17 protein-coding genes are annotated in these 16,970 nt (G+C 36.3%); all 17 read right to left on the bottom strand.

Annotated features, from left to right (window positions below; all coding sequences use genetic code 11):
• Positions 1–110: 110 nt before the first annotated feature.
• The 17 genes from FC88_RS06670 to secA all read right to left on the bottom strand — a co-directional run bounded on the left by FC88_RS06670 (position 111) and on the right by secA (position 16,825).
• Positions 111–1,829: a phospho-sugar mutase gene (locus tag FC88_RS06670; RefSeq protein WP_057814036.1), complete on the bottom strand. Its 1,719-nt coding sequence runs from the start codon at positions 1,827–1,829 to the stop codon at positions 111–113.
• 132 nt (positions 1,830–1,961) lie between these two features.
• Positions 1,962–2,216: a helix-turn-helix domain-containing protein gene (locus FC88_RS06665; protein ID WP_057814034.1), complete on the bottom strand. Its 255-nt coding sequence runs from the start codon at positions 2,214–2,216 to the stop codon at positions 1,962–1,964.
• A gap of 191 nt (positions 2,217–2,407) precedes the next feature.
• Entirely contained in the window at positions 2,408–3,349 is a 942-nt protein-coding gene (trxB, locus tag FC88_RS06660; RefSeq protein ID WP_057814032.1) for a thioredoxin-disulfide reductase, read from the bottom strand.
• A 65-nt stretch (positions 3,350–3,414) separates the two neighbouring features.
• Positions 3,415–4,230 carry a prolipoprotein diacylglyceryl transferase gene (gene lgt / locus FC88_RS06655; protein WP_057814030.1) on the bottom strand — a complete coding sequence of 272 codons (816 nt, stop codon included), beginning with the start codon at positions 4,228–4,230 and terminating at the stop codon, positions 3,415–3,417.
• Positions 4,230–5,189, bottom strand: a complete 960-nt coding sequence (hprK, locus tag FC88_RS06650; RefSeq protein ID WP_057814028.1) for an HPr(Ser) kinase/phosphatase — start codon at positions 5,187–5,189, stop codon at positions 4,230–4,232. The genes lgt and hprK overlap by 1 nt, the downstream gene beginning before the upstream one ends.
• Positions 5,190–5,255: 66 nt before the next feature.
• Positions 5,256–5,621 carry a phage holin family protein gene (locus tag FC88_RS06645; protein ID WP_057814026.1) on the bottom strand — a complete coding sequence of 122 codons (366 nt, stop codon included), beginning with the start codon at positions 5,619–5,621 and terminating at the stop codon, positions 5,256–5,258.
• Positions 5,622–5,650: 29 nt separating this feature from the next.
• Entirely contained in the window at positions 5,651–5,902 is a 252-nt protein-coding gene (locus tag FC88_RS06640; RefSeq protein ID WP_057814017.1) for a PspC domain-containing protein, read from the bottom strand.
• Between the two features lie 42 nt (positions 5,903–5,944).
• A complete protein-coding gene (gene phoU / locus FC88_RS06635) occupies positions 5,945–6,616 on the bottom strand; it encodes a phosphate signaling complex protein PhoU (RefSeq protein ID WP_057814016.1) in 672 nt (223 codons plus the stop codon).
• An 11-nt stretch (positions 6,617–6,627) separates the two neighbouring features.
• Positions 6,628–7,386, bottom strand: a complete 759-nt coding sequence (gene pstB / locus FC88_RS06630) for a phosphate ABC transporter ATP-binding protein PstB (protein ID WP_010020535.1) — start codon at positions 7,384–7,386, stop codon at positions 6,628–6,630.
• Between the two features lie 11 nt (positions 7,387–7,397).
• A complete protein-coding gene (gene pstB / locus FC88_RS06625) occupies positions 7,398–8,204 on the bottom strand; it encodes a phosphate ABC transporter ATP-binding protein PstB (RefSeq protein WP_057814014.1) in 807 nt (268 codons plus the stop codon).
• Positions 8,205–8,207: 3 nt separating this feature from the next.
• The gene (gene pstA / locus FC88_RS06620) at positions 8,208–9,095 is read right to left on the bottom strand and encodes a phosphate ABC transporter permease PstA (protein WP_083484587.1); all 888 of its coding nucleotides are present in this window, start codon (positions 9,093–9,095) and stop codon (positions 8,208–8,210) included.
• A complete protein-coding gene (gene pstC, locus FC88_RS06615) occupies positions 9,095–10,015 on the bottom strand; it encodes a phosphate ABC transporter permease subunit PstC (RefSeq protein ID WP_057814013.1) in 921 nt (306 codons plus the stop codon). Before pstC ends, pstA begins: the two co-directional genes overlap by 1 nt.
• 1 nt (position 10,016) lies before the next feature.
• Positions 10,017–10,892: a phosphate ABC transporter substrate-binding protein PstS family protein gene (locus FC88_RS06610; protein WP_057814012.1), complete on the bottom strand. Its 876-nt coding sequence runs from the start codon at positions 10,890–10,892 to the stop codon at positions 10,017–10,019.
• A 98-nt stretch (positions 10,893–10,990) separates the two neighbouring features.
• Positions 10,991–12,640, bottom strand: coding sequence for a sensor histidine kinase (locus FC88_RS06605; RefSeq protein WP_057814009.1), 1,650 nt, complete (start codon positions 12,638–12,640; stop codon positions 10,991–10,993).
• Between the two features lie 6 nt (positions 12,641–12,646).
• The gene (locus FC88_RS06600) at positions 12,647–13,312 is read right to left on the bottom strand and encodes a response regulator transcription factor (RefSeq protein WP_057814007.1); all 666 of its coding nucleotides are present in this window, start codon (positions 13,310–13,312) and stop codon (positions 12,647–12,649) included.
• Positions 13,313–13,314: 2 nt separating this feature from the next.
• A protein-coding gene (gene prfB / locus FC88_RS06595; protein WP_229239918.1) for a peptide chain release factor 2 occupies positions 13,315–14,425 on the bottom strand; the annotation gives its coding sequence in 2 pieces (ribosomal slippage) (positions 13,315–14,352 and positions 14,354–14,425; 1,110 coding nt in all).
• A gap of 39 nt (positions 14,426–14,464) precedes the next feature.
• On the bottom strand, positions 14,465–16,825 hold the full coding sequence (secA, locus tag FC88_RS06590) for a preprotein translocase subunit SecA (RefSeq protein ID WP_057814003.1): 2,361 nt from the start codon (positions 16,823–16,825) through the stop codon (positions 14,465–14,467).
• Positions 16,826–16,970: the final 145 nt, after the last annotated feature.

Genomic DNA, 16,970 nt, shown 5'->3' with positions numbered 1-16,970 from the left:
TCACAAAGTACATTAAAGTATTATATCGCAATTGACAAACGACTGTAACGTGGATAAAACGAAAAAAAGACCTCATTAGGATTACATTTCCCTAACAAGGTCTAATTTATTTATTCCCAGCCTTCAATTTCTTTAGCAAATTCAGCTAGTTTCTTAGCAGCACCATCTTCAGTGTCACTCTTTACACCAATGTAGAACTTCATTTTAGGTTCAGTTCCTGATGGTCTAGCAGCAACCCAAGTATCGTCAGCTAGAACATACTTCAAAACGTTGGCCTTTGGTAGACCAGTTTCTTTAGTACCGTTAGCTGTAATGTCAGTGTCGTTTAAGTAATCGATTGATTCAACTACTTTAACGCCATTGATTGACTCGATACCTTCCTCACGAAGTGTCTTCATGATTTGAGCCATCTTATCCTTTCCAGAAATACCTTCAAAAGTCTTAGAAATTGTCTTTTCAAGATAATAACCAAATTCTTTGTAAAGGTCTTCTAGAGCATCATAGATTGTCTTGCCTTTTGACTCATAATAAGCAGCTGCTTCAGCCAACAAAAGAGTTGATTGCATAGCATCTTTATCACGAACGAAAGGTTTTACTAGATAACCGTAGCTTTCTTCAAAGCCAAAGAGGAACTCATGGCTGTTTGTATTTTCAAATTGTTCAATTGTTTCAGCAATGTATTTAAAACCTGTCAAAACGTCGAACATCTTAATATCATATTTATTAGCAATTGCTGTAGCCAATTCTGAAGATACAATTGACTTCACAACTGCTCCGTTAGCTGGTAAATCATTCAAGTCTTTTTTAGCCATCAAAAGATAGTTCAAAAGAACTGAGGCGATTTGATTACCAGTCATTAATTTATAAGAACCATCCGGTTGTCTTACTGCGGCTCCTAAACGGTCGGCATCAGGATCAGTGGCAATCAAAATATTAGCACCGATCTTTTTACCTCGTTCGATAGCCAAATCAAAAGTTTGCGCAAATTCCGGATTAGGGAAAGGTGTCGTCGCAAACTCTGGATCAAGGATGGCCTGTTCAGTTACCATATTGAAATTCTTGAAACCTAATTTTTGGAAGATTCTTGGAGCAATCATCTTACCTGTTCCATGAAGTGGTGAATAAACAAATTTCATCTTGTCACCAATATCTTCAATCAATTTAGGATTTACGATAACTGTTTCGAGATTTTTCATATAATTCAAGTCGACATCTTCACCAATCAAAGTCAACAACTTGTCAGCACGCAATTGTGGTACTGACATAACTTTGATGCTAAAGAGATTGCTAGCTTTACGAGCAAAACTAGTAATATTGTCAGACTCAGCTGGAGGCATTTGTCCCCCATCTGGACCGTAAATTTTGAAACCGTTGTATTGCTTAGGATTGTGGCTTGCTGTAATCATGATTCCTGCATAAGTGTGCAAGCTTCTTACAGCAAAAGATAATTCTGGGGTTGGTCTCAAACTATCAAAGACGTAACTGTGAATTCCGTGAACACCCAAAACTTTAGCTGATTCGTAAGCAAAATCTTGTGAATAGTAACGTGAATCGTAACTAATTGCTACACCTTGAGCCTTCACTTCTTCGTCCAAAGTGTCCATAAATGATGCTAGTCCTTCAGTAGCTTGACGAACTGTATAAATATTCATGCGGTTAATACCAGGTCCAATCAAACCACGCATACCGGCCGTACCGAATTCCATAGGTTCATAGAAAGCCTCTTCAGCTACTTCTGAGTCATTTTTCATCTCATTGAGCTGTTGTTTCATATCTGGATCTAAATCTTTGTAGTCGAGCCATTGTTGCATATTATCTTGCCAAGACATTAACTTCGTCCTCCTAATTTGTAAGTACCTATAGTCATTATAGCAATCCTAAAGTACTATTAAAATTTGATTTACACAACTTTAACAATAAAAATTTAAAAGAGACTTAAAATTGTGCTTCAAATTTACAAATTAGTAGGCTTCACTACTGATGATTCTGTTGATATCCGTATTATAGTATCTAGCTAAAGCAATCAAAGTATCGATATCTGGCATTCTAATACCAGTTTCATAGTGAGATAACGTTGTAACATCAATATTTAAATGTTGAGCGACTTCTTTTTGAGTAACGTTTTTTTCTCTTCTGAGGATCTTTAAATTTTTTGCAATATTAAAGCCGGATTCGTTCATCAAACGATCCATATTATTATTTACTACTTCACGCATAAGAATCACTTCCTATCTTTTTATACATATTATACTATATGTTTAAACATGTACAAAACGGAACCACTTTTAAAAAAATTATTTTTCAATTATTAAATAATTACTATAATCTCAAATACTAAAAAAAGGTTATGTAAAAGAGATAAATTCTCCTTTGCATAACCCTCAATTAATTAATTTTTATAAAATGATTACTTAGCTGAAACTTCACTATCAGAAAGCTCTTGAATATAGTTGTAAGCTTGTTGTCCAGCAATTCCACCTTCACCAACAGCAATAGCAACTTGACGCAAGTCTTTCTTTCTAACGTCACCAACAGCAAAGATTCCAGGAACCTTTGTCTCCATATGTTCATTAGTATCGATCCAACCATCTTTATCAAGCACACCCAAGCCCTTGAATGGTTCAGTCATTGGTTTGATACCAACATAGATAAAGGCACCCTTAGCTGGTACAACGTGTTCTTCACCAGTCTTCTTGTCAATGTAACGTACACCAGAAACCTTATCGTCTTCACTTGTGATTTCTTTGACGTCAGCATTCCAAACGAATTTGATCTTGTCATTCTTAAATGCACGATCTTGCAAAATCTTTTGGGCACGTAATTGATCACGACGGTGAATAATTGTTACGGACTTAGCTAATTGTGTTAAATAAATACCCTCTTCAACGGCAGAATCGCCACCACCGATAACAGCAACGTCTTGACCTTTGAAGAATGCACCATCACAGACAGCACAGTAAGATACTCCACGGCCTGATAATTCTTCCTCACCAGGTACGCCAATCTTCTTGTATTGTGAACCAGTGGCAATAATCAAAGCCTTTGTTTCATAATCACCATCATCTGTATGGATAATTTTGACATTTCCTTTGCCTTCAACTGATTCAACAGCGCCATAACCAAAGTCAGCTCCAAATTGAGTTGATGATTGATACATCTTTTCACTCAAGTCTGGTCCTAAAATTGAATCAAAGCCAGGATAATTTTCGATTGCGGCGGTGTTGTTCATTTGGCCACCATAAATACCACGATCAAGAATCATTACTGACAAATTAGCACGTGAAGCGTATAGAGCAGCTGTTAAACCACCAGGTCCCGCACCAATAACTACTACATCATATGTTTTCATCGTCGAATTACCTCCTATTACTCAACAAATATTACCATTATTTTTCAACTTGGCAATTAAGTTGCTCACAATTCATTGTACCAAGGCTGTTTTTGTCGTTTGCGTCGATAAATAAACAAACCGATTGCAACAACGAATAAAACTAATGATAGGACTTGTGAAACTCTAACTCCAGGTAAGATATACAAACTATCCGTTCGCATCCCCTCGACAAAAAATCGAACCGCTGGATACCAAATCAAATAAGCTAAAAAAACTTCTCCACGTTTAAAAAGATGTTTTCTATTTCTTAAAACTAAAATCAAAATTAAACCAATCAAGTTTCCAACCGATTCATACAAAAACGTTGGTTGGCGATAAGCCCCATTGATATACATCTGTTCAATGATGAAATGTGGCAGATGCAACGATTGTAAAAAGTCTAAACTAGTTTTGGCACCAAAGGCTTCTTGATTCATAAAGTTACCCCAGCGACCAACGATTTGACCAAGTAAAACCGATGGTGCAGCAATATCTAGCATCAACCAAGGAGAAATACTTCTCTTTTTACACAAAACTAACAGCACAATAAAGGCCGCGATTAAGCCACCGTAAATAGCAATTCCACCGTGCCAAATTTTAATGATCTCACTTGGATTAGCTAAATAAAATGGTAATTCAAAAATCACATAATACAATCGAGCACCAACTAAGGCAATCGGTACCCCATACAAGACTAAATCCAAAATATTATCTGGGTCTAGATGACGTCTTTTAGCCTCACGCATTGCCATAATAACACCAACCAAGGCGCCCAAAGCAATGATGATGCCATACCAATGTACTTGTAATCCCCCCAGATTAAACGCAATCGGATTTAATGCTAATAGGTTAAAACTCATTACTTACCTTCTCCATCATTTTTTGTTTTGGCTTCATTTTCTTTAATCAATAAGCCCAAATTATCCTCGAATTTCTTAGTAGCATCGTAGCCCATCTTCTTAGCACGATAGTTCATTGCTGCAACTTCGATGATAATAGAAATATTACGACCGACTTTAACGGGAACGGTAATTTGTGGAACATCAACATCGAAGAAAGTCCGCTTGTCTTCCAAAGTTCCGATTCGATCATAATTCTTATCTGCTGACCAATTTTCCAAATTGATGATCAATTGAATTTCACTCTTGGAACGAACGGCACCAGCACCAAAGAGATTCATCACATCGATAATTCCGATACCACGAATTTCTAGCAAGTGGTTCAAGATCTTAGGCGCTTCACCAACAATCGTCTTCTCATCACGTTGATAAACATCGACACGATCATCAGCAATCAAACGATGTCCCCTTTTAACTAGTTCCAAAGCAGTTTCACTCTTACCAATTCCAGAATGTCCTGTCAAAAGGATTCCAATACCATAAACATCAACTAAAACCCCATGGATTGATTCTCTAGGTGCTAATTTTTCATCGAGGTACTCAGTAATCATACTAGAAAGTCTAGTTGTAGGTAAAGTCGAACCAATTACTGGCACGTTGTGTTCCTTAGCCGCTTGCAAAATTTCTTTACTAGGTTGGATATTTCTAGAAATAAGCAATGCCGGCGTATCTTCACGACACAACTCCAACATGACCTTATACCGGTTGTTGCTTGTCATTGAACGCGAATAAGCCGATTCAGTTTGTCCAAATAATTGAATTCTTTCACTAGGGTAATAGTCAAAGTAACCAGTTAATTCAATTCCTGGACGAGAGATATCACTAGTAATAACTTTTTTACCCTCAAGAAGCTCTTCGCCACTATAAACTTTTAATTCATTATCTTTTACCAATTGTGATACAGTAACAAAATTTGTCATAACCCAGCCTCACTAATTCATGTTTTACCTTAAGTTTATCATTAAATGATACAAAAAAAACGCGTTCTAAACGCGTCTTTGAAAATTATCTTTCGTGTAATTGTTAATAATAGAATAACAAATTGCTAAAATAACTGCCACGACTAATGCCGAACCAAAACCATTAAAATGAAAACTTGCTGATCCTACTAAAACAGAAGTCAGTTCCAAAGTAATAGCGTTAATCACAAAAGAAAACAATCCGAAAGTGATAAAAGTAATCGGCAATGAAATGATGTGCAACAGTGGTTTGATAGTTCCATTCAAAATTACCAAAACCAAACTTGCTAAAATAGCCGTACCTAAACTATCGATTTGAAACATCCCTGGCAAGACACGCGCAATTGCTAAAAACAACAACGTTTGAATTACCAGTCTGATTAATAACTTCATTGCATACCCTCATTTAATTAATATTTAAATCAATAATATTTTTTGGATGCCTTAGGTCGACGATATTTCCTTCTAAAATCAGTTTCTTGAATATTGCGTGTCTCTGGAAATGAAAAAACGCAAACTACATAAACTAAAATCGTCAAAAAATAAGTCAACGGTGTTAGGAAAATAAACAGCAGGCGAATCCAAGTTGAGTCGATTCCAAAGTACTCACCTAATCCTCCACAAACACCTGCAAGCATCCGATTTGTACTAGATCTCGTGATTCTATTTTTCATAAAATATCACCTCAACTCGTTCCAAAAATATTAAACACATGCCTATTCAGCAATGTGCTTCCGATTCAGTTCTACCACATGTCCGGTGTTCAAGTAAACTACCCACTCACAAATATTAGTTGCATAGTCTCCAACACGTTCCAAATAACTAGCCACTAACATGTAAGAAGAGCCACTTAAAACGTTCTCAACCGTTTTTTGCATATCCTTGATACACAATTCATTGATCATAGTACTCTTAGCGTCGATTTCAATATCGCGATGAGCTACTTCTTCAGCCATCTTACTGTCTCTTTTAAGATAAGCTTCTAGCGAGTCTTCAACGATTGATGTTGCCATATTACCCATTTCGGCAATAAGTTTTTCAATTTCTGGAATTCTAGTTTCACCTTTTACTCGAATCGTTTCTTGCGCAATACTTACAGCATGGTCACCCATTCGCTCTAAATCAGAACTTGCCTTTAATACTGTCACAATCATTCTCAAATCGGATGTCACAGGTTGTTGCAGAGCAATCATTTCAAAAGATTCTTTTTCCAGATCCATTTCACGTTTGTTGATCACATGGTCATGTTGAATTACATCTTTTGCCAAAGCCTTGTCATGATCTATATATGCTTTAACGGATTTCATAATGGCTTCACTGGCCATCATACCCATCTCTGAGAACCGTAAATGTAGATTATTTAATTGTTCTTCAAAAGTAGTACGCATTTTCTTTTCTCCTAACCGAATTTTCCAGAAATATAATCCTCCGTCTGTTTTTCTTTCGGATTTAAGAAAATATTTCTAGTTTTATCCGCCTCAATCAATTCCCCATTTAGGAAGAAAGCGGTCTGATCTGATATTCTTGATGCCTGTTGCATATTATGTGTAACGGTAATAATTGTGTAATCCTCACGTAAACGAAGCATGGTATCTTCAACTTTGGATGATGATATTGGATCCAAAGCTGAAGTTGGTTCATCTAATAAGATAATATCAGGTTTCACTGCTAAAACTCTAGCAATACATACTCTCTGTTGCTGACCACCAGATAATGACAAAGCACTTTGATGTAATTTATCTTTGACGTCATCCCAAACAGCGGCACTTTGCAAACTAGTTTCAACAGCTTCATCCAAAACAGCTTTATCTTTTACGCCCGCAAGTCTTAGTCCATATACTACATTATCATAGATTGAGAATGGAAACGGATTTGGTTGTTGAAAAACCATTCCAACTTGCTTACGTAGTTCAACTGTATCAATATTTGGAGCATAAATATTCTTTCCGTTCAAACTAATAGTTCCCGTGATTGTTACATCAGGAATCAAGTCATTCATACGGTTAAGACATCTAAGATAAGTTGACTTACCACATCCAGAAGGTCCTATCAAAGCTGTGATTTCATTTTTATTAAAGTCTAAATTAATGCCTTTTAAAGCTTCTTTTTTACCATAAAATAAATGTACGTCAGATGATGTTAAAATTTTTTCTGTCAATATGAGTGCTCCTATCCAAAGTGTCCAGAAACATAGTCTTCAGTCGTCTTAATTTTCGGACGAGTAAAGATTTTTCTAGTTTCATTAAATTCAACAGCATGTCCCATGTGGAAAAATGCTGTGTAATCACTGATTCTAGCTGCTTGTTGCATGTTGTGCGTAACGATAATGATCGTAAATTTATCCTTCAAGCTCAACATTGTTTCTTCAACATTTGACGTTGATATTGGATCTAGCGCACTTGCAGGTTCATCCATCAATAAAATATCCGGTTTCATCGCAATGGCTCTAGCAATACAAAGTCTTTGTTGTTGACCCCCAGAGAGTGCTAATGCACTTTTATTGAGATCATCTTTGACTTGGTCCCACAATGAAGCCTGTTTCAAAGTTGTCTCAACAATTTCATCTAATTTATCTTTGTCATGTAAGCCATGACGCTTTAGTGCAAAAGTAATGTTGTCATAAATTGATTTAGAAAATGGATTAGGACGTTGAAAAACCATTCCAATATGTTTTCTAACCTCATAAATATCAACATTATCTTTATTGATATCTAAACCACGATACATGATCTGACCTTTAACGCTAGCACTTGGTACTTCATCGTTCATCCGATTTAAAGATCTTAAATAAGTTGATTTACCAGAACCCGAAGCGCCTATCAAAGAAGTAATCTTGTATCTTTCAAATTGAAGCGATGCTTTGTGCATAGCTTCTTTTTCACCATAAAAAACTTGTAGATCCTTAGTCTTCATGGCGATTTCATGTTTATCCTCGTCTAAATGAAGGATGTATTGTTGTTCATTTTGTTCAGTCATATTCTACTCACCCGTCATCTTTTTATAAACTAAATTGCCAATATATCTTGAGAGAAGATTAAAAATCAATACGGCGATAATCAATACGGCTGAAGCTCCTGCAGAAACTTGCACTGCATCAGGAATCAAACCTTCCGAGTTAACTTTCCAAATATGTACCGCCAACGTTTCAGCTGGTCTCATTAAATTCAATGGACTTGTGATACTAAAGACGTTGAAATTAGTGAAATCTAGTGGTGGAGCAGACTGACCGGCTGTATAAATCAAGGCTGCGGCTTCACCAAAGACTCTTCCGGCACCGATGATCATCCCAGTAATAATTCCTGGTAATCCATCGGGAATAATGACATGAATCACTGTTTCCCACTTTGATAGTCCCAATGCAAGGCCTGCTTCTCGTTGAGACTGAGGAACAGACTTCAATGAGTCTTCCACATTTCTCGTTAGGATTGGCAAATTAAAGACTGTCAAAGTTAGTGCACCAGAAAGAATTGAGAATCCAAATTTAAAACTAATTACAAAAATCAAAAATCCAAACAAACCAACAACGATTGATGGTAAAGAACTCAAAACTTCAATTGAAACACGGATCAATTCGACGAATTTATTCTTCCCAGCGTATTCAGACAAATAAATTCCAGCACAAATTGAAATTGGAATCGAAATCAACATTGATAAAATCAAGAGAAAAAATGAATTGAATAGTTGAATTCCAACACCACTTCCAGCTTGAAAAGCTTTTGAACCAGAAGTCAAAAAATGCCAATTCACATATCTCAAACCGCTACCCAAGATATAGATCAATAAGCCAAGTAAGATCAAGACAATAATGCCTGACATTGCATAAATAACACCTGTAGCAATTTTGTCTTTCTTTTTCTCATTAAACACTAGAATTCACCTCGCTTAGCAATCGATCTGATGATGAAGTTGAAGAATAGAGACATCAACAACAACAGTAAAGCTAACGACCAAAGCGCATTGTTTGGCGTTGATCCCATAATGGTGTTACCCATATTCATCGTCAAAACACTAGTCAAAGTCGATGATGGAGATACTAAATTTTGTGGTAATAACATGGCATTACCGATAACCATTTGAACAGCCAAAGCTTCACCAAAAGCCCTTGCCATCCCAAAGACAACTGCCGTCAATAGTCCAGGAGTTGCAGCTCGTAAGATAACTTTGTGAATCGTTTGCCATCTAGTAGCACCTAGTGCCAAAGAAGCTTCACGATAATATCTTGGTACAGCTCTTAGTGCATCAACTGACATTGAAGTAATAGTTGGCAAAATCATAACGAATAGAACAAATGATCCGGCTAAAATACCAAATCCACTACCACCAGCAATTTTTCTTACGAAAGGTACCACAATTGTTAAACCGATAAATCCATAAACAACTGAAGGGATACCCACTAATAATTCAATCACAGGTTGTAAAATTTTGCGCCCCCATTTAGGCGAAATTTCAGTCATAAATAAAGCAGCCGCAATTGCAAACGGCGTACCGATTAGAGCCGCAATCAAGGTAACTGCAAACGAACCGACAATCATCGGTGCAGCTCCTACAATTGGATGTCCAGCACTATCGAGTTTGTCTGGTGCCCAGACAGAATGAGTTAGAAAATCAATTGGGTTTACTCCATCTTTAATAAAAATCAAAACCCCACGTGATGCGATAAAACCAATGATCGTAACCACTAATAAGACGATAACGGCTGTAAAACTGAAAGATATAATCTTACCGCGAGTTTCACGTTTAGCGGAAACTGATTTTTTCGTTAAACTTTCTTTGATTGGATCTTTCAAATTACTTTACCCCCTTTGAAACGGGCGTAACATTGCCCTTATAATCCTTTTGATACTTCATTTCTTTGATTGGAACATAGTTCATTTTTTTAACAACTTTATTTTGAATCTTATCTGTCATAATGAAATCAAGAAACTCTTTAGTCATAGAACTTGGTTGTCCATTTGTATACAAATGCTCATATGACCAAATCTTCCATTTATTGTTTTCAATATTTTTAATTGTTGGCGCAATACCATTGATATTTACGGTCTTAACTGCGTCATTTAAATAAGGCATAGCCAAATAACTAATTGAACCAGCTGTATTGTTGACAATTTGACGAACCATTCCACTAGAATCTTGTTCTTGTGAACGGACGAATGGTGCCCCATTCATAACGTCACTTTCAAAAGCAGCTCTAGTACCACTACCGTCAGCACGATTAATTATCGTAATCTTTAAATCTTGACCACCAACTTGTTTCCAGTTAGTGATCTCACCAGAGAAAATCTCACGTAATTGCTTAATAGTTAATGATTTAACTTTGACGTCTTTATTAACGATTGGAATCATTCCAACCGCAGCTATTCGATGATCAACAAGTTTACTAGCGTCAATACCCTTTTTCTGTTCAGCGTACAAATCAGAATTACCGATATTTACGGCACCTTGTTGAATTTGGCTCAGTCCTGTACCGGTCCCCCCACCTTGGACGTTAACGTATCTGTTAGGGTTGCTCTTCGAAAATTCTTCCCCTGCCAGTTCTACTAACGGTTGAGCAGCTGACGAACCAACTGCTGTAATAGTCTCTTGGCTTGATGTGCCTTTGCAACCACTCAAAATAAAAATAATTGGAATCATAATTGCAAAAAATGCAACAAGTCTCTTTTTCAATGTTCTCACCTCTATCCGACTAGAATAATACACAATTGTATATTTTTTGTATAAAAAAAAGCTGTAACAAAATAAAATATTTTGTTGCAGCAATTTTATTAAAGTGGTATGTCAACTGTAAATGTTGTCCCTAATCCCTTATTAGACTCGATTCTAATATCTCCATCTAACGTATCAAGGGTCTCTTTAACGATAGCCAAACCTAAACCTGTTCCACCAGTTTCCAAACTTCTAGAACGGTCAACGCGATAAAATCTTTCAAAAATTCGACCTTGATCTGCTTCAGAAATTCCAATTCCGGTATCTTTAATAACAAATTTAATACGATTTTCAATTTCATCATGATGTACTTCCAAATCGATCTCGCCATTTTCTTTGTTGTAAGAAATAGCATTTTTGATCAAATTACGAAAGACTAAATTAATTTTTTCTTTATTGATCGTTACTTCAGGATTACCAAAGTATTGTTGCTTAACCGTTATATTATGTTTCTTGATTGCAATCGATTGACGGTCCAAAATCCGATCAATATCATCATGTAAATTAATCGTGTCAGCTTTTTGCGTATCACGTTTAACTTTAGATAATGACAAAATGTCTTGGATCAAATCAGATAAACGGACACTTTCACTGTGAATAATTTCTAGAAAATGATTTAATTTTTTAGGATCATCTTTGGCACCATGAAGTAAAGTCTCTGAAAAGCCCTCTATTGAAGTTACTGGTGTCTTTAATTCATGACTAACATTATTTACGAAATCCACTTGCATACGTTCAATTTGACGACTTTGCGTTAAGTCATACAAAATAACTAACACTTGTTGTTCATAATCTTCACGTGAATGAATTAAACGAATAACGTTAGCATCAACGAATTTTTGCGAATTACCGACTAATTGAATCTCACGATGATGGTTTTTATTCTTCTTCAATGTATGCTCAATCATTCGACTTAAGCTATAAGTTTTGACATCTTCAATGAACGGATGGATATCATTAGATATATTTTCATCTAATAAACTAGACATTGCTTGATTGTGTAATAGGACATCCCCTTGAGAATTCAACAGCATGACCCCAATAGGCAAATGACCAACTAATCCACGAAAACGTCTTTCACGTAATCTAACGTCGTCACGTAATTCATTGATGTCCATACTGATTTTGTTTGTTTGTTCTACCAAACCGTATAACTCATCTGTAGGTGACAAAATCAGAGAAGACATTTCTTTATCCTTACGAACTCGACGCAAATTCTCAGTTACATTTTTAATATCAGCGCTCAATTGCTGACGCTTACGATAATAGAATAAAATTACCGAATCAGTTATCAAAAAGTACATCAAAGTTACGATAACAAAAGTCATTGGGCTTTGACTCCAAAAACGATTATACGTCTTAGCTACAATGTGACGACTAGAACTCGACATGAAATACATTGTTCTAGTAGTAAAACTCTTATCAGTGACATAATTCTTGCCCGGAGTAGTCCGACCACTATGGTACATATCATAAGCTTTTTTTTGCATAGCAGTATTTTCTTGACTAGCATCAACATAATCCAAGCCAGCAATTCTAGCTGCATCTGCTGGTTCATGATTTTTCTTTAATTCTTTGTAAGAGATGGTTTCTTCTGTAAACATATTATTTTGAGAATCTGCCAAAATGCTATCGGAGAAAGTAACTAAAATCAAAAATATTGCGACAGAAATCAAAATGGCAACTATTGGTCCAATTCTTTTCTTCATAAGATGTCATACCTCTAAAATATAACCGAATCCATGTACGGTTTTTATTATTTGTGGGTTCTTTGTATCCTGTTCAATTTTATCACGAAGGTGGCTAATTTGAATATCGACCATCCGCATTTGCGAATTAGAATTTATCCCCCAGACATTATCGAAAATTTGCTCACGAGAAACGACAATACCCTTATTTCTAATTAAAAATTCCAATAGTTCATATTCTTTTTTAGTTAGTGATATTTCCTTACCATCTAGAATGAGTCCCTTGACATCGGTGTTAAGTTCAAAGGTCTTGCTCTTTTGTTCACTTGAAGTACGACGCAATACGACTTCGATTCTAGCTAATAATTCCTTAACACTAAAGGGCTTGGTGACATAATCATCTGCACCACTGATCAATCCTTCAATCTTGTTATCTTCTGAATCTACAGCTGTTAAAAAAATAACTGGTGTTAGATTACCGGATTTACGCATTTTTTTCAAAACTTCAATTCCACTCATCTTGGGTAGCATTTGATCTAGTAACATTAAATCAAAAGTCTGACCAGTTACTTTGTCAAAAGCTTCCTGACCGTCTTTAGCAGTGGATACTTGATAATCATTACTTTCCAAGTTATATTCAATCAACTCTAAAATCGAAGGTTCATCATCGACAACTAAGATTTTTTTCTTCATCTTTATTTGGCTCCTTGTAATTTCCATTGGAGATAAGCATAAATAAATGGATCTAAATCACCATCCATAACGCCTTGACCATTGCTAGTGGAGTAATTTGAGCGATGATCTTTGACCATAGTATATGGATGAAATACATACGAACGAATCTGTGAACCCCAACCAATATCTAGTTGTTCACCTTGGATCTCGGCATGCTTCTTGGCACGTTCTTCCTCTTCTCTTTGGAACAACTTAGCCTTCAACATGTTCATAGCTGTTTCACGGTTTTGCAATTGTGAACGTTGTGCTTGCGAACTGACAACGATACCTGTTGGCAAATGAGTAATTCTTACCGCTGAAGAAGTCTTGTTGATGTGTTGACCACCAGCTCCAGAAGATCTAAAGACATCTACTCGCAAATCGTCGTCATTAATATCAACGTGAATACTATCGTCCAATTCTGGCATCACGTCAACTGAAGCAAATGACGTGTGACGGCGGCCAGCAGAATCGAACGGAGAAATTCTAACTAGTCGATGAACTCCTCGTTCGGAACGCAACAATCCATAAGCATTTTTACCACGGATCATCATCGAAACACTCTTGATTCCAGCTTCATCACCTGGTTGATAATCTTCGATCTCGACTGAAAAATTATGCTGTTCGGCCCATCTTTGATACATTCTCAACAACATAGAACCCCAGTCTTGCGATTCAGTTCCACCAGCTCCAGGATGAATTTCCAAAATTGCATTGTGGGAATCATATGGTTCAGCTAATAACATCATTAACTCATATGAACGTAGTTTTTCAGCCAATTTAGACGAATCGTCTACTAATTGTTGCATCAAATCATCTTCAGGATCATCTTGATAAAGTTCAGCTAAAACTTGCAAATTTTCCAATCCTTCACTTAATTCTTTAAAATTATCAAATTTGTCTTTCAAAGTATTAGTTTCATCAATTAACTTTTGAGCTTTTTCATGATCATCCCAAAAACCATTTTCGGTCATCTGATGTTCATTTTCAGCAATGCTCTCTTCAAGATTTTCTAAGTCAAAGAGACCCCCTAAACTGCTTTATTTTGTCTTCCATCTCGGAAATTTTATTTTTAATTTCACCAAATTCCATAACGTCACCTATAAAAAAAGCAGGCCATTTGGCCCGCTTTTATCTTTCCATATTTTGTCTAATTTCGGCCTTCATGAATAGTCTTGTAACATCATATTCAATATCTGAAACCATTTCTTCAAACATACGATATCCTTCTTCTTGGTACTCAACCAAAGGATTCAATTGTCCGTATCCACGTAAACCAATTGATTGACGTAATTGATCCATAGCATCGATATGATCAGTCCAATGTTCATCAACGACTCTAAGTATAACAACTTTTTCAAATTCTAGCATTTGAGAAGGATCACCAAGTTGTTGTTTCTTCTGTTCGTAATTCTTGTGAACAAAATCCATCAAATACTTAACAATTTCTTCGGGTTTCTTAAGTTGTAAGTCAACAACACTCATTTGATCGTCATTGACCAAGGCAGCTTTGGCAAAGTCAGCAATAGCTTCAAGTTCCCAATCTTCTTCCTTGCCTTGTGTATGAACGTCAACTTGCGCTTTGATAGTTCTTTCAATCATAGGAAGCAACACTTTATCAAGATCTTTGTCTTCAGTGATAACTTCCATTCTTTCTTTATAAATAACTTCACGTTGTTCACGCATAACATCATCATATTGAAGAGTGTTCTTACGTGTATCGTAGTTATTACCTTCAACACGCTTTTGAGCAGATTCAACTTGGCGAGTCATCATCTTACTTTGGATAACAGCATCGTCATCTTCAATCTTCAAAGTTTTTAGAACACGTTTGATTCGATCTGAACCAAAACGCTTCATTAAGTCATCTTCTAGTGACATGTAAAATTGTGTTACACCAGGATCACCTTGACGACCTGAACGTCCACGCAATTGATTATCGATACGACGTGATTCGTGACGTTCAGTACCAATAACACATAGACCACCTAGTTCAACAACACCAGGTCCAAGCTTAATATCAGTACCACGACCAGCCATGTTAGTAGCAATCGTAACAGCACCACGTTGACCAGCGTTCATGATGATTTCAGCTTCTTTAGCGTGGTTCTTAGCATTCAAGACAGCATGTGGAATACCTTCCTTATCTAATAATTTAGATAAGTATTCCGAAGATTCAACCGCAACGGTACCAACTAGTAATGGCTGACCTTTAGCATGGCGTTTCTTGATTTCACGGACAACCGCCGCAAATTTACTCTTCAAAGTTGGATACAAAACGTCATCTTTATCAACACGGATAACTGGTTTATTAGTAGGGATTGAAATAACTTCCATGTTATAGATCTCTCTAAATTCTTCTGCTTCAGTCTTAGCAGTACCAGTCATACCAGCTAACTTATCATACATACGGAAGAAGTTTTGATAAGTGATGTTAGCCATAGTCTTAGTTTCGTCTTGAATCTCTACGCCTTCTTTAGCTTCAATAGCTTGGTGTAGTCCATCAGAGTAACGACGACCATCCATAACACGACCAGTAAATTGGTCAACGATTTTAACCTCGCCCTCTTGAACCACGTAGTCGATATTCAAACTCATGATGTAATTAGCACGCAAAGCTTGATCCAAATGGTGATTCAAAACTGTATTATCAATATCATAAAGATTATCTAGGCCAAAGTAATCTTCAGCTTTTCTAATTCCTGTTTCAGTCAAACTGATTGACTTAGTTGGCCAATCAATCTTGTAATCATCTTTTTCAAGAGTTTTGGCAAAACGATCAGCACGAACGTACATAGCCGTTGATTTTTCAGCCGCACCAGAAATAATCAGAGGAGTTCTAGCTTCATCAATTAAAATTGAATCAACTTCATCGACAATAGCATAGTGAAGTGGACGTTGAACCATTTGTTCTTTGTAAACAACCATGTTATCACGCAAATAGTCAAAGCCAAGTTCACTATTAGTTGAATAAGTAATATCACAATTGTAAGCATCACGTTTCTCTTCAGAACTCATACTATTAATGTTTAGTCCAACTGATAGACCTAGCCAATTGTACAATTCACCCATTTGTTTAGCATCACGGCCTGACAAATATTCGTTAACTGTAACAACGTGTACACCTTTGCCTTCAAGAGCATTCAAATATACTGGCAATGTAGCTGTCAAAGTCTTACCTTCACCAGTTTTCATTTCAGCAATATTACCTTCGTGCAAAGTAATACCACCAATTAATTGAACTCTAAATGGATAGAGTCCAAGTACTCTTTTTGCACCTTCACGAGCTGTAGCAAAAGCTTCAGGCAAAATATCATCTAGAGTTTCACCTTTAGCTAATCTTTCTTTAAATTGTGGAGTCTTAGCTTTTAGATCGTCATCTGACAGCTTACTGTACTCATCAGCATAGCTTTCAACCTTATCGGCAATCTTGCCCATACGTTTGACTTCTCTTTTATCACTTTCGACCCATCTTCTTAGTGGATTTGCCATTTTAATATATCTCTCCTAAGTGTTATAAACATACTCTTAATAGTAGCATTAATTTTTAAACTTTTAAACTTAATATCAATTAAACAGACTTTTCAGGATTACTATGATACACCATTTGCACAACTTTTTGTGTTAAGAAAGCTTT

This window comes from Companilactobacillus futsaii JCM 17355 (genome assembly GCF_001435505.1).
Classification (GTDB): Bacteria; Bacillota; Bacilli; order Lactobacillales; family Lactobacillaceae; genus Companilactobacillus; species Companilactobacillus futsaii.
The sequence above is the reverse complement of the archived record's forward strand: the minus strand, read 5'-3'. Positions and strand labels throughout refer to the sequence as shown.

Coding starts and splice junctions, on each gene's coding strand:
- FC88_RS06670 (WP_057814036.1), bottom strand. CDS start 1,829: ATGTCTTGGCAAGATAATATGCAACAATGGCTCGACTACAAAGATTTA.
- hprK (WP_057814028.1), bottom strand. CDS start 5,189: ATGACAAATTTTGTTACTGTATCACAATTGGTAAAAGATAATGAATTA.
- FC88_RS06605 (WP_057814009.1), bottom strand. CDS start 12,640: ATGAAGAAAAGAATTGGACCAATAGTTGCCATTTTGATTTCTGTCGCA.
- trxB (WP_057814032.1), bottom strand. CDS start 3,349: ATGAAAACATATGATGTAGTAGTTATTGGTGCGGGACCTGGTGGTTTA.
- secA (WP_057814003.1), bottom strand. CDS start 16,825: ATGGCAAATCCACTAAGAAGATGGGTCGAAAGTGATAAAAGAGAAGTC.
- FC88_RS06640 (WP_057814017.1), bottom strand. CDS start 5,902: ATGAAAAATAGAATCACGAGATCTAGTACAAATCGGATGCTTGCAGGT.
- pstB (WP_057814014.1), bottom strand. CDS start 8,204: ATGACTGAACAAAATGAACAACAATACATCCTTCATTTAGACGAGGAT.
- FC88_RS06600 (WP_057814007.1), bottom strand. CDS start 13,312: ATGAAGAAAAAAATCTTAGTTGTCGATGATGAACCTTCGATTTTAGAG.
- FC88_RS06645 (WP_057814026.1), bottom strand. CDS start 5,621: ATGAAGTTATTAATCAGACTGGTAATTCAAACGTTGTTGTTTTTAGCA.
- FC88_RS06665 (WP_057814034.1), bottom strand. CDS start 2,216: ATGCGTGAAGTAGTAAATAATAATATGGATCGTTTGATGAACGAATCC.
- phoU (WP_057814016.1), bottom strand. CDS start 6,616: ATGCGTACTACTTTTGAAGAACAATTAAATAATCTACATTTACGGTTC.
- lgt (WP_057814030.1), bottom strand. CDS start 4,230: ATGAGTTTTAACCTATTAGCATTAAATCCGATTGCGTTTAATCTGGGG.